At 61.7% G+C, this 12641-nt stretch carries 9 protein-coding genes; 3 read left to right on the plus strand and 6 right to left on the minus strand.

Translation table 11 applies throughout. The features are described 5' to 3' along the window. Positions 1–5: 5 nt before the first annotated feature. From NJC40_RS17510 to NJC40_RS17520, 3 genes are all read right to left on the minus strand, one after another. Complete coding sequence (locus tag NJC40_RS17510; protein WP_045490216.1) at positions 6–1217, minus strand: nitrate/nitrite transporter; 1212 nt, start codon at positions 1215–1217, stop codon at positions 6–8. A gap of 550 nt (positions 1218–1767) precedes the next feature. Further along, positions 1768–2343, minus strand: a complete 576-nt coding sequence (locus NJC40_RS17515; RefSeq protein WP_045490221.1) for an ANTAR domain-containing response regulator — start codon at positions 2341–2343, stop codon at positions 1768–1770. A 13-nt stretch (positions 2344–2356) separates the two neighbouring features. Next, on the minus strand, positions 2357–3568 hold the full coding sequence (locus tag NJC40_RS17520) for a CmpA/NrtA family ABC transporter substrate-binding protein (protein WP_253110618.1): 1212 nt from the start codon (positions 3566–3568) through the stop codon (positions 2357–2359). A gap of 178 nt (positions 3569–3746) precedes the next feature. Here NJC40_RS17520 and NJC40_RS17525 point away from each other — a divergent pair, with 178 nt between their 5' ends. Beyond that, the gene (locus tag NJC40_RS17525; RefSeq protein WP_253140453.1) at positions 3747–4772 is read left to right on the plus strand and encodes a quinone-dependent dihydroorotate dehydrogenase; all 1026 of its coding nucleotides are present in this window, start codon (positions 3747–3749) and stop codon (positions 4770–4772) included. 131 nt (positions 4773–4903) lie between these two features. Here the strand turns inward: NJC40_RS17525 and rmf are convergent, their stop codons facing one another. After that, the gene (rmf, locus tag NJC40_RS17530; protein WP_010448881.1) at positions 4904–5119 is read right to left on the minus strand and encodes a ribosome modulation factor; all 216 of its coding nucleotides are present in this window, start codon (positions 5117–5119) and stop codon (positions 4904–4906) included. Positions 5120–5674: 555 nt separating this feature from the next. Between rmf and rlmKL the strand changes: the two genes are divergently transcribed. Then, complete coding sequence (gene rlmKL / locus NJC40_RS17535; RefSeq protein ID WP_253140454.1) at positions 5675–7891, plus strand: bifunctional 23S rRNA (guanine(2069)-N(7))-methyltransferase RlmK/23S rRNA (guanine(2445)-N(2))-methyltransferase RlmL; 2217 nt, start codon at positions 5675–5677, stop codon at positions 7889–7891. A 201-nt stretch (positions 7892–8092) separates the two neighbouring features. Then, a complete protein-coding gene (locus tag NJC40_RS17540) occupies positions 8093–10489 on the plus strand; it encodes a sensor domain-containing diguanylate cyclase (protein WP_253140455.1) in 2397 nt (798 codons plus the stop codon). A gap of 4 nt (positions 10490–10493) precedes the next feature. On the opposite strand, the gene dacB is transcribed toward NJC40_RS17540, so the two are convergent. Both dacB and NJC40_RS17550 read right to left on the minus strand, forming a co-directional pair. Next, a complete protein-coding gene (gene dacB, locus NJC40_RS17545) occupies positions 10494–11963 on the minus strand; it encodes a D-alanyl-D-alanine carboxypeptidase/D-alanyl-D-alanine endopeptidase (RefSeq protein ID WP_253140456.1) in 1470 nt (489 codons plus the stop codon). A gap of 265 nt (positions 11964–12228) precedes the next feature. Continuing rightward, the gene (locus NJC40_RS17550; protein WP_253110629.1) at positions 12229–12573 is read right to left on the minus strand and encodes a YggL family protein; all 345 of its coding nucleotides are present in this window, start codon (positions 12571–12573) and stop codon (positions 12229–12231) included. Positions 12574–12641 lie beyond the last annotated feature (68 nt).

The following is a 12641-nucleotide window of genomic DNA, read 5'->3' on the forward strand; positions in this document are numbered from 1 at the left end:
GTGGCTTATACCCGCGCGGCGGTCACAGCGGCCGAACCCCAGGTGGTGCGCCAGCGGCGCTTGACATTGAGCAGACCAAACCAGGCCAGCACGGCAAGCCCGGCGAACAGCCACAGACCTAACTGGTATTCGCCAGTGTTCTGTTTGATGCTGCCAAGGCCGGCCGCCAGGAAGAAACCGCCGATCCCGCCGGCCATGCCGATCAGGCCGGTCATTACGCCGATTTCCTTGCGAAAGCGCTGCGGCACCAGTTGGAACACCGCGCCATTACCGGCGCCCAGGCCAAGCATGGCGGTAACGAACAGCGCCAGCGCTGCGACCGAGCTGGGCAGGTTGAAGCCCACTGCCGCAATGCCGATCGCCGCGACCATGTACATCGCCGTCAGCGTGCGGATGCCGCCGAAACGGTCGGCCAGCGCGCCGCCCAGCGGGCGCATCAGGCTGCCGCCGAACACGCAGGCGGCGGTGTAGTAGCCGGCGGTGATCGGGTCCAGGCCGTACTGGTCGTTGAAGTAGCCGGGCAGGGCGCTGGCCAGGCCGATGAAGCCGCCAAAGGTCACGCTGTAGAAGAACATGAACCACCAGCTGTCACGGTCGCCGAGGGCCTTGAAGTAGTCGGCCATCGACTTGGCTTTGGCGCGTTCCGGTGCATTGCGGGCCATCAGGCTGAAGGCGATCAGGGTCAGCACCAGCGGAATCAGCGCCAGGCCGAACACGTTGCCCCAGCCGAAACTGGCGGCCAGCACCGGCGCGATCAGCGCGGCCAGTACCGTGCCAGAGTTACCGGCACCGGCAATGCCCATGGCTTTGCCCTGATGCTGCGGCGGATACCATTGCGAGGCCAGCGGCAGCGCGACGGCAAACGATGCACCGGCCATGCCCAGGAACAGGCCCAGTAACAGCGCGTGCTCATAGGTATGAATGCCCAGTTGCCAGGCACACAACAGCGCGACGATCACGATCACCTGGCCGATGATCCCGGCGGTCTTGGGCGACAGTTGATCGGCCAGCATGCCCATCACGAAGCGCAGCACCGCACCCGCCAGAATCGGCGTGGCGACCATCAGGCCGCGTTGCTGGGTGGTCAGTTGCAGGTCAGTGGCGATCTGCACCGCCAGCGGGCCGAGCAGGTACCAGACCATGAAACTCAGGTCGAAGTACAGAAAGGCTGCGAAAAGGGTCGGTTTATGTCCGGCCTTCCAGAAACTTGTATCCATTGCACACCTCATCATCTGCCAGAAGGAGTTCGTCGAGGGTCTTGGCCGCGACGTGGAAGTTGTCAGGGGTGAGTGCGCGATTAGCCGGCGGCTCACCCAACCCCGTCACCGGGGCCTGAAGGGCACCTCTAAAAACTACCTGCGTTGCCATCGCGTTGTTGAAATCAGGCTCAAAATGCTCATTTACAACCCGTAAAGTCGTGCGCGACTCCGACCGTTTCTCGCCTGATTTCGCCTAGCGCTGACTGCCTCGCCTACGTTTTTAAAGGCACCCTGAACGCAAAAGACGCCGCATCTCGGTTCGCTGCGTAGCGAAGGGAGAGGGCGACGTCTTTGTCGTATGTAAGGGGGCAACCGCCGTTGGCTACCTGCACAGAGGTATTAGCAAGACCTGGGCCAAATCCATGAGCGCCCGGTAGGATCGGCTTGAGCCGCGAATAACGCTGTCTGTGACCTTTATTCGCGGCTCAAGCCGCTCCTACGGATGCTTAAACGCTCCATTGCAGCGCGTCGGGCGGGTGGTATGGTGCATTTCGGGTCGTAACTGCTCTTAGCCCAGCATCTCGCTCATGGCGATGATCTGTTCGGCGACCTGAATCAGCTTTTGCTGGCGGCTCATGGCCTGACGGCGCATCAGGGTGTAGGCATCTTCTTCGTTGCAGTGCTTCATTTTCATCAGCAGACCCTTGGCCTGTTCGATGCGTTTGCGTTCGGCCATCTGCTGGTCGCGGGCCAGTAGCTGGGCGCGCAGTGCCTGGTCGCTTTCGAAGCGGGCCATGGCCACGTCGAGGATCGGTTGCAGGCGCGGGGCATCAATGCCCTCGACGATATAGGCACTGACCCCGGACTTGATCGCCTGACGCATGACGCCTGGGTCGTGTTCGTCGGTGAACATCACGATCGGCCTCGGCTGATCGCGGCTGACCAGCACCACTTGTTCCATGACGTCGCGGCCGGGGGATTCAGTGTCGATCAGAATCACGTCCGGGCGTAATGCGTCGACCCGCGCCGGCAGGTCGATGCTCAGGCCGGACTCATCGATCACTTCGAAACCGGCCTCACTCAGCGCGGCCTTGAGGCGGCCGACTTTTTTGGCTGTGTCATTGATCAGCAGGATACGCAACATGCTCGGCTGCCTCTCAGTAAGCGGCGACGGCAGGGCTGCCATCGACCCTGGCGTGGAGGGCAAAGCTGCGGGCATAAGCGGCCGGGTCGCTGCCGTCCCAGACCCGCCCGTCGATCAACTGGCTGCTGCGCATCTGCGTGTTCGGCACGGCAATGTCCAGCGCTTCGGCGGCCTGACGGTAGAGGTCAAGGCGGTGAACCTGGCGGGCGATGGCCAGGTAGTCGGGGTCCTCGCGCAGCAGGCCCCAGCGGCGGAACTGGGTCATGAACCACATGCCATCGGACAGCCAGGGGAAGGTCACCTGGCCATTACCGAACAGCTTCAGCGGGTGGCTGTCTTGCCAGCTGTTGCCCAGGCCATCTTCATAATGACCGAGCAAGCGCGGCTCGATGCAGTCCACCGGGGTATCCAGATAGTCAGCATCGCTGAGCAATTGCGCGGTGCTGCGGCGATTCTCGACGCTCTGCTCAATGAAGCGGCTGGCTTCCAGCACCGCCATGGTCAGGGCGCGAGCGGTGTTGGGGTTACGCTCGGCGAATTCCTGGGTGCAACCCAGCACTTTGCCGGGATGGTCGGGCCAGATTGACTGACTGGTGGCCAGGGTGAAGCCCAGCTGTTGTTTGATCGCGCTGGCGCCCCACGGCTCACCGACACAACAGCCATCGATCCGCCCGGCCTTGAGGTGCTCGACCATCTGCGCCGGTGGCACCACCACACTGTCGACGTCTGCCAGTGGATGAATGCCCTGGCTGGCCAGCCAGTAATACAGCCACATGGCATGGTTGCCAGTAGGGAAGGTCTGGGCAAAGGTCATGCGCGCGCCATTATGGTGCGCGCGTTGTTCCAGTGCTTCAGGACTGGTCACGCCAGCCTGCTGCAACGCGCTGGACAGGTTGATGCACTGGCCGTTCTGGTTCAGCCCCATCAGGATCGCCATGTCGGCACTCGCGCCGCCGCTGATCCCCAGTTGCATGGCGTACACCAGGCCGTAAAGGCTGTGGGCAGCCTGCAACTGACCGCTGAGCAACCGGTCGCGCAGGCTTGCCCAGGACGGTTGGCGATGCAGGTTGAGGGTCAGCCCGTAAGGCTGGGCGAACCCCTGGGTCGCGGCCACGACCAGCGAAGCGCAGTCGGTCAGGGCCATGAAGCCTATGTCGATGCTGTTCATTTCCGGGGCATCGCTGCCCGCCACCCAGTCCAGGGCGTTGCTTGCTCGAGGGATCATCGGTCTTGCCTGCTCACACTTGCTTCCATCAAAAAAAGCCGCCACCTTGCATGTGGCGTGATCCGAAGAGGGGTGCAAGGCATGTGCCAGCGCCCGGCGATGCGGATTTCTCGCCTGCCGGGCACTCTGACGGCTATAATCGCCGGCTGATTTCAGCCGCCTGTGAGCCCGCCCGCCCATGTACAACCTGGCCCGCCAGTTACTCTTCAAACTTTCTCCGGAAACCTCTCATGACCTGTCGCTGGACCTGATCGGTGCGGGTGGCCGGTTGGGCCTGAACGGCTTGCTGTGCAGGGCGCCTGCTCAGGCACCGGTGACGGTCATGGGCCTGAGCTTTGCCAACCCGGTCGGGCTGGCAGCAGGCCTTGACAAGAACGGTGCGGCCATCGACGGTTTTGCCCAGCTGGGTTTCGGCTTTGTCGAGATCGGCACCATCACCCCGCGGGCCCAGCCCGGCAACCCCAAGCCGCGTCTGTTCCGCCTGCCCGAGGCTGAAGGCATCATCAACCGCATGGGCTTCAACAACCTGGGCGTCGATCACCTGATCAACCGGGTCAAGGCCGCAAAATACCGTGGTGTGTTGGGTATCAATATCGGCAAGAACTTCGACACCCCGGTCGAGCGCGCGGTGGACGACTACCTGATCTGCCTCGACAAGGTCTACGACCATGCCAGCTATGTGACCGTCAACGTCAGTTCGCCCAACACCCCGGGCCTGCGCAGCCTGCAATTCGGTGATTCGCTCAAGCAGTTGCTCGAAGCCCTGCAGTTGCGTCAGCAAGCGCTGACCCAGCAATACGGCAAGCGCGTGCCACTGGCGATCAAGATCGCGCCGGACATGAGCGATGAAGAAACCGCGCTGGTCGCGGCGGCCTTGCTCGAAACCGGGATGGACGCGGTCATTGCCACCAACACTACCCTGAGCCGTGAAGGTGTCGAAGGCCTGACGCATGCCGCTGAAGCCGGTGGCTTGTCAGGTGCACCGGTGCGCGACAAGAGCACCCATACGGTACGGATTCTGGCGGGGGAACTGGGCGGGCGTCTGCCGATCATCGCCGCTGGCGGTATCACCGAAGGCCGCCATGCGGCCGAGAAGATTCAGGCCGGGGCCAGCCTGGTGCAGATCTACTCTGGCTTTATCTACAAGGGACCTGCGTTGATTCGCGAGTCGGTGGATGCGATTGCCGCGTTGTCGCGTCACTGAGCCGGTAACCATGGACATAAAAAGGGGCTTCATGAAGAAGCCCCTGAGCCTGTGGCCCGCCGCCTGATGAGGCAGTAACGATGTTGATCGAGAAGTCAGACAAATTTTCAGATTGACTGGTCGGAATTACCTCATCCGACTGCGTGAAGTTCGTTGAGTCTGTGAATGCCCGCGGTGCCGGTCATACCGTCCCAGTTGTCGCCTCGTCCTTCGCGCCAGCCATTGATCCATGCCTGACGCACTGACGGTAGAGTAAATGGGCAAAGCTCACGGGATTTACCATTAACGCCGTATTGATATCCGCGTAAAAATGCTCTTTCCAACGGATCACGCTTAAGTCTTCTCATAGGGTGTTGCCCTCGTCTGTTGACTATGTAATGTCCATGAACCTCATGTCGAGGTTAGGCAGAAATCTTCTGCCTTGTCTGCCCGCTGCCGGCGTCACGGGCGTGGTGCCGACACCGTTGCGGTGACAGCCTGAGGAGATTTCTAACCAATGCGTTAACGGCTGTGAATGATCGATTTGTCATAAGCACGTCACATTTAGGACTGATGAGCGATAAGAACACCTGTGTTTCACCGGCGAAACAGTCAATAATCCTGCCCCCGCAAGGAGTTGCGTCGATCAACGGTAAACCGGGCCGGGCGATATAATGGCTGAATGCTTTTAGTTATTATTCGACGAAGGGTAAGAATGTGACTTTATATGTCCTCGAAACTCGGGCTCACTGGCACGGGGCGATATTTCCCCTTTTGCATAACTGTCGTTGAAGCCTACAACGCTTCACACGGTGGACCGGCACACGTTATGTGCCACGCAGGCGTTTGCTGAAAAGCGCCTGTATTGAATCTGGTCGGGCAATGCGTTGCCCGCCGCTGACGGCTCAGGCCCTGGAATACACATGTCGGATCGCTACGAACTTTACCTCACCTGTCCCAAGGGCCTTGAGGGCCTGCTGGCCGAAGAAGCCTGCGGGTTGGGCCTTGAAGAAACCCGGGAACACACCAGTGCCATTCGCGGCACTGCCGACATGGAGACCGCCTACCGGCTCTGCCTGTGGTCGCGCCTGGCCAACCGGGTGCTGCTGGTGCTCAAGCGTTTCCCGATGAGCAATGCCGATGATCTGTACGAGCAGGTGCTGCACGTCGACTGGCAGGATCATCTGGAGGCTGACGGCAGCATCGCCGTGGAGTTCAGCGGGCATGGCTCGGGCATCGACAATACTCACTTCGGCGCCTTGAAGGTCAAGGATGCGATCGTCGACAAGCTGCGTACCCGCGATGGCTTGCGCCCTTCGGTGGACAAGATCAACCCGGACCTGCGGGTGCACCTGCGCCTGGACCGTGGCCAGGCGATCCTCTCGCTGGACTTGTCCGGGCACAGCCTGCACCAGCGCGGCTACCGACTGCAGCAAGGCGCTGCACCGCTCAAGGAAAACCTCGCCGCGGCCGTGTTGATCCGGGCCGGCTGGCCGCGCATTGCCGCCGAAGGCGGGGCGCTGGCTGACCCGATGTGCGGGGTGGGCACCTTCCTGGTCGAAGCGGGCATGATCGCTGCCGACATCGCGCCCAACCTCAAGCGCGAGCGCTGGGGCTTTTCGGCCTGGCTTGGCCATGTACCGGCGCTGTGGCGCAAGCTGCACGACGAGGCACTGGCGCGTGCCGAAGCCGGGTTGGCCCGGCCAGCGTCGTGGATTCGTGGCTACGAGGCTGACCCACGGCTGATCCAGCCGGCGCGCAACAACATCGAACGTGCCGGTTTGAGCGACTGGATCAAGGTCTATCAGGGGGAGGTCGGCACGTTCGAGCCGCGCACCGACCAGAACCAGAAAGGGCTGGTGATTTGCAACCCGCCCTACGGTGAGCGGCTGGGTGACGAGGCCAGCCTGCTGTATCTCTACCAGAATCTGGGCGAGCGTCTGCGCCAGGCATGTATGGGCTGGGAGGCGGCAGTGTTCACCGGCGCACCGGACCTGGGCAAGCGCATGGGGATCCGCAGCCACAAGCAATACGCGTTCTGGAACGGCGCCTTGCCGTGCAAGCTGCTGCTGCTCAAGGTGCAGCCCGATCAGTTCGTTACCGGCGAGCGGCGCAGCCCCGAGCAGCGCCAGGCCGACGTCGAACGCCCGCCAACCCGCGACGAAAGCAAGCCGGCCGCGGTCGAGCAGGCACGCCTGAGCGAGGGCGGGCAGATGTTCGCCAACCGCCTGCAGAAAAACCTCAAGCAACTGGGCAAGTGGGCACGCCGTGAGGCGGTCGAGTGCTATCGGGTGTATGACGCGGATATGCCTGAGTATGCCCTGGCGGTCGATCTGTATCGCGATTGGGTGCATGTTCAAGAGTACGCGGCGCCCAAGTCGATAGACCCTGAAAAGGCGTCGGCGCGCCTGTTTGACGCGCTGGCGGCGATTCCGCAGACCTTGGGTATCGACAAGAACCGGGTAGTGGTCAAGCGCCGTGAACGCCAGAGCGGCACTCGCCAGTACGAGCGTCAATCGGCTCAGGGCCAGTTCCTGGAAGTCAACGAGGGCGGCGTGAGGCTGTTGGTCAACCTGACCGATTACCTGGATACCGGGTTGTTCCTCGACCATCGGCCGATCCGCCTGCGTATTCAGCGCGAGGCCGAGGGCAAGCGGTTTCTCAACCTGTTCTGCTACACCGCCACGGCCAGTGTGCATGCGGCCAAGGGTGGTGCGCGCAGCACCACCAGCGTCGATCTGTCGCGCACTTATCTGGACTGGGCGCGGCGCAACCTGTCGCTCAACGGTTTTTCCGACAAGAACCGCCTGGAGCAGGGCGATGTGATGAACTGGTTGCGTGAGTGCCGGGAAGAGTACGAGCTGATCTTCATCGACCCGCCGACCTTCTCCAACTCCAAGCGCATGGAAGGGGTGTTCGATGTGCAGCGCGACCAAGCGGAACTGATCGATCTGGCCATGGCCAGGCTGGCGCCGGGTGGGGTGCTGTATTTCTCCAACAACTTCCGCAAGTTCGTGCTCGATGAGCACATTGCCCAGCGCTACAGCGTGCAGGATATTTCGGCGCAGACCATTGATCCTGACTTCGCCCGCAATGACCGGATCCACCGCGCCTGGAAAATCACTCCACGCCAGGCATGATCGATCAGCAAGCGCCGCTATGCTCACGGCTGAAGCAGTACAGGAGCAGGATGCTCTGGCCATCCCGGACAACCGGTTCGGGGATGGCTCGATTTGTCCAAGTTATGTCTTTCATGGGCTAGGCAAATTAATGGCGAATAGCTATAAGGGAAGCACGGCCAGCTTGACGTCACAGCCTTGTTGGCGTCACGAGTCGTGAGTATGGCTGCAAAACAATCCAGACCCAGAATCCTCGGGTTCATCAGTGAACAGGCATCGGCATGGCTGGTAGCCAGCCTGGTACTGATGGCCGGGCTGGCCCTCACTGCATTGCTGGCGCTGAGCAACTACGAGTTGTATCAGCGCCAGTTGCGGCAGCGCTTCGACCTGTTGGCCAGCGAGCGCTTTGTACGTATCCAGGAGCGTCTCGACAGCCAGATCAGCCGGCTCGACAGCTTGCGGCGGTTCTTTCTGTATTCCAAAGACGTCTCACGTCACGAATACAATGGTTTCAGCTCGGCCCTGCTCGATGGCACTCGTGCCTATTCCTGGAGCCCGCGGGTTACCGATGCAGAGCGAGCCGACTTCGAAGCCAAAGTGCGCCGTGAGCAGGAACTTGCCGACTTCGCCATCCGCGAAAAAGGCCCTGATGGACAACTGCAAGTGGCCGGGCAACGCGAAGAGTACTTCCCGGTGCTGTTCACTCAGTCAATGAGTTCGCTGCCGCTGCCGTACGGCTTTGACATCAATTCCGAAACCCTGCGCCACCAGACCCTGGAGCGTGCGCGGATGCTTGGCTCGATTGCCGCGACACCGCGCATCGAACTGGTGGGTCTGGAACAGGATTACGCCTACGGCGTGCTGCTGGTTGCACCGGTTTTTGCCACGCAAAATCGGGATGCGGGCAGTACTGCGTTGCGTGGCTACGTGATGGCGGTCATCAGCGTCGGCGAGTTGATGAACGAAGGCCTGCCGACCCAGGACAATCTGGCGGTGACGATGCTGGACCTCAGTTCGCCCGCCGAACCCGAGTTGCTGTACCAGTCCCAGGCGCAGCCGGCCCAGGCTGATTTGCGGGTCAGTACCCTGCTCAGTCTGGGCGATCGCGACTACCTGCTTGAGGTGCGGCCAACCGAGTCATTTCTGCAAAACAACCAGTCCATGGCCGGCAGTGTCGCGGTGTTGGGCGGGCTGTTGAGCCTGATGCTCAGCGCCTTGCTGTTCAGCCTGATCGGCCAGCGCCAGCGGGCGCTGCTGCTGGTCGACCAGCGCACTGCCCAGTTGCGTCTGCGTGAACAACAGCTGCGCATTACCCACGGTCAGTTGCGCAACGTGCTCGATGCCTCGACGGAGGTCGCGATCATTGCCACCGATCTCAACGGGCTGATCAGCACCTTCAATGTTGGCGCGCAGAAAATGCTCGATTACCCCGAGGCGCAGGTGTTGGGCAGGGTCAATATCAGCGACCTGCATGACCCGGCCGAATTGCACGCCCACGCGGCCCGGCTCAGTGAGCGTTACCGGCGCGAGGTCATGCCCGAGCAGGCCATGCTGCTGGAGGCCGCCGAGCCCGATAGCCATCCGGCCCGCGAGTGGACATTCCGGCGCAGCGATGGCAGCACACTGACGGTCAATATGCTGGTGACGGCGGTGCGCGACGACCAGGATCAATGGATCGGTTACCTGGCGGTGTGTATTGATGTTACCGAGCGCAAGCAGATTCACGAGGCCCTGGCGGCTCGTGATCGCCTGCTTGAGCGCCTTGGCTCCCAGGTGCCGGGCGGTATTTACCAGTTCCAGCGCTCGGCCGATGGCAGCCCGCAGTTCAATTACATCAGCGTGGGGATGTGCCGCCTGTATGAGCTGACCGAGGCGCAAATTGTCGCCGATGCGTCGCTGGTGTTCGAGCGTACCTACGTGGAAGACAAACCGCGGGTCATGCGCGTGATGGCCGCCAGTACCGAACAGTGCAAGCCATGGCGCGACGAGTTTCGCCTGAACCTGCCCGAACGCGGAATCCGCTGGATACGCGGCGAGGCGACCCCGGAGCGGCTGCCTGACGGCGGGATTCTCTGGCATGGTTTTTTAAGCGATATCACTGACATGAAGCGCGTCGAAGATGAATTGCGCGCCTTGTCGATCACCGACGTGCTCACCGGTGCCTACAACCGGCGTTACTTCCAGGAGCGCCTGCAGGCTGAACTGCGCCGCACTGCACGTCATGGCGGCCAGCTATCGGTCATCATGATGGATATCGACCACTTCAAGCGCATCAACGACCAGTATGGCCACGCGGTAGGTGATGCGGTGTTGCAGGCGATCTGCCGCAGCATCAGCCAGCGTGTGCGTGCCGAGGATGTGTTCTGTCGGTTGGGCGGTGAAGAATTCATTATTCTTTGCCCGTCCACCCATCCAGAAGAAGCCGGCCAGTTGGCGACTCAACTATGGCAAAGCATGCGCAGTCAGCCGCTTGACACCGTTGGCCAGGTGACGGCCAGTTTCGGCATCGCCAGCTGGCGTCGGGGCGAGGGCGCCGACGCCTTGCTGCTGCGCGCCGACTCGGGGGTCTACGCGGCCAAGCAGGCTGGCCGCGACCGGGTGCAGCCCGAGCAGCCCTGAAACCTCAGGGCTGCTGGATCGACACGGTGGTGGCGTTCAGCTTGGGCTGGCGGTACAGATCGACCAGCACCTCGTCGAGCACCGATGAGGCGCCGAACGGGCGCGGGTCGTTGAGGATCGCCACCACCGCCCAGGTGTTGCCGTTGCTGTCGCGGCTGTAGCCGGCAATCGCTCGAACGGTGTTCAGGGTGCCGGTCTTGATATGCGCCTCACCCAGCAGCGGTGTGCGTTTGAGGCGTTTGCGCATGGTCCCGTCCATCCCGGCCAGCGGCATCGAGCTTGTGAACTCGGCGGCATACGGGCTGCGCCAGGCGGCTTGCAGCAGGACGGCCATTTCACGGGCACTGACCCGCTCGGCCCGCGACAGGCCAGAGCCATTTTCCATGACCAGATGCGGTGCGGTGATGCCCTTTTTGGCCAGCCACTGGCGAATCACCCGTTGCGCGGCCTTGGCGTCATCGCCATCGGCGCTGGTGCGGAACTCCTGGCCGAGGCTCAGGAACAACTGCTGGGCCATGGTGTTGTTGCTGTATTTGTTGATGTCGCGGATCACTTCCACCAGATCCGGCGAAAAAGCCCGGGCCAGCAACTTGGCACCCGATGGCACGTTACCGACCTTGTCAGCGCCCTGGATGCTGCCGCCCAGCTCTTGCCAGATCGCGCGCACGGCCCCGGCCGCGTAGGCCTGATGATCAAGCAGCGACAGATAAGTCTGAGAGTTGCAGCCTTTGGCCAACTGGCCGGTCACCTGTACCAGCAGGCTACCGTCGGCCTGCGGCACCGGGTTGTAACGGACATCGTCGCCGCACTGCTTGGCGGCGATGTTCTTGACCTGATTGTCGATCCGGATCGTGGCAATCGGCGGCTCTACCGCCACCAGAATGCGCCCGTCGTCGTTGCGGGTCACGAAGCGCAGGGCCTTGAGGTTGACCAGTAGCGAGTCAGGGCGGACCAGAAACGGCTTGCTGTGGTCGCCGCCGTCATCATCGAAGACGGGCAGTTGTGGCTGGACAAAATGACTGCGGTCCAGGATCAGGTCGCCGGTGACCTGCTGTACGCCATTGGCGCGCAGGTCGCGCATCAGCAGCCAGAGCTTTTCCATGTTCAGCTTGGGGTCGCCACCGCCTTTGAGGTACAGATTGCCGCGCAGGACCCCGTTGCTCAGGGTGCCGTCGGTGAAGAATTCGGTTTTCCATTGGTGGGTGGGGCCAAGGATTTCCAGGGCGGCGAAGGTGGTGACCAGCTTCATGGTCGAGGCCGGGTTGACCGACACATCGGCATTGAACACGGTGGGCGTGCCGGGGCCGGTGAGCGGTATGGTCACCAGCGATAGTGCGTCGTCGGTCAGCTTGCTGGCTTTCAGAGCCTGCTGGACCTTGGGCGGGAGGGTGGTGTTGACCGGTGCTGCATGGACCTGAAAAGCGAACGGCAGAAGAACGCTGGCCAGTAACAAGGGGCGCAAGGATCTGATCATCAATAAAACCCTGATGCAAAGATGAAAAGCCAGGTAAGGGTGAAAAAGCCCTCGCTGAACAATAAAGGCGCAGAGGTGGTGAGCATGCGCGGCAACAAGCTTGCATTATGCCCCAAGCGCACTGGGCTTCGGGCGCTGCGCCGGGAATTTTCATCTGCACAGGCCGATTCCAGAGCCTGCCGCTGTTCGCCGGGCTGTCGATTGGGCAAAAAAAAGCCATCCGCAAGGGATGGCTTGTTGATCAGCGCTCGGCAACTCTGAAGGATCAGGCCGCCGGATTGATCGGCTTGTCCGGATACCAGGCGTCCAGCAGCGGGCTGACTTCGACCTTGGTTGGCTCCGGGCGAGCCTTGAGCCAGGCTTCCACGGCTGCGCGCTGTTGTTCGTTGACCGAGCCGCGGTTGGCCAGGCAAACCAGGCCGTAGTCGTCACCGCCGACATAGTCCAGGCCATTGGCGTCCATGGCTTCGGTCAGGAAGGCGTCGAGGAAGGCGTCGATTGCTTCTTCGGACAGGTCTTCCTTGAATTCCAGGTTGAGTTCAAAACCCAGTTCCTGGAACTCATCCACACAGAGCTTCTTGCGCAGACGACGGGAGCGGTTAGTAGCCATGAAGCAATCCTCTTGAGTATTTTCGCCGCGCAGTCTAACAGCTAAGCCATGACAACGCTTGGTTGTCT

The sequence above is a fragment of the Pseudomonas sp. 21LCFQ02 genome (assembly GCF_024129895.2).
Classification (GTDB): Bacteria; Pseudomonadota; Gammaproteobacteria; order Pseudomonadales; family Pseudomonadaceae; genus Aquipseudomonas.

Bases quoted from the DNA above. Each gene is read 5' to 3' on its own strand.
- NJC40_RS17510 (WP_045490216.1), bottom strand. From the start codon at position 1,217: ATGGATACAAGTTTCTGGAAGGCCGGACATAAACCGACCCTTTTCGCA.
- NJC40_RS17515 (WP_045490221.1), bottom strand. From the start codon at position 2,343: ATGTTGCGTATCCTGCTGATCAATGACACAGCCAAAAAAGTCGGCCGC.
- NJC40_RS17520 (WP_253110618.1), bottom strand. From the start codon at position 3,568: ATGATCCCTCGAGCAAGCAACGCCCTGGACTGGGTGGCGGGCAGCGAT.
- NJC40_RS17525 (WP_253140453.1), top strand. From the start codon at position 3,747: ATGTACAACCTGGCCCGCCAGTTACTCTTCAAACTTTCTCCGGAAACC.
- rmf (WP_010448881.1), bottom strand. From the start codon at position 5,119: ATGAGAAGACTTAAGCGTGATCCGTTGGAAAGAGCATTTTTACGCGGA.
- rlmKL (WP_253140454.1), top strand. From the start codon at position 5,675: ATGTCGGATCGCTACGAACTTTACCTCACCTGTCCCAAGGGCCTTGAG.
- NJC40_RS17540 (WP_253140455.1), top strand. From the start codon at position 8,093: ATGGCTGCAAAACAATCCAGACCCAGAATCCTCGGGTTCATCAGTGAA.
- dacB (WP_253140456.1), bottom strand. From the start codon at position 11,963: ATGATCAGATCCTTGCGCCCCTTGTTACTGGCCAGCGTTCTTCTGCCG.
- NJC40_RS17550 (WP_253110629.1), bottom strand. From the start codon at position 12,573: ATGGCTACTAACCGCTCCCGTCGTCTGCGCAAGAAGCTCTGTGTGGAT.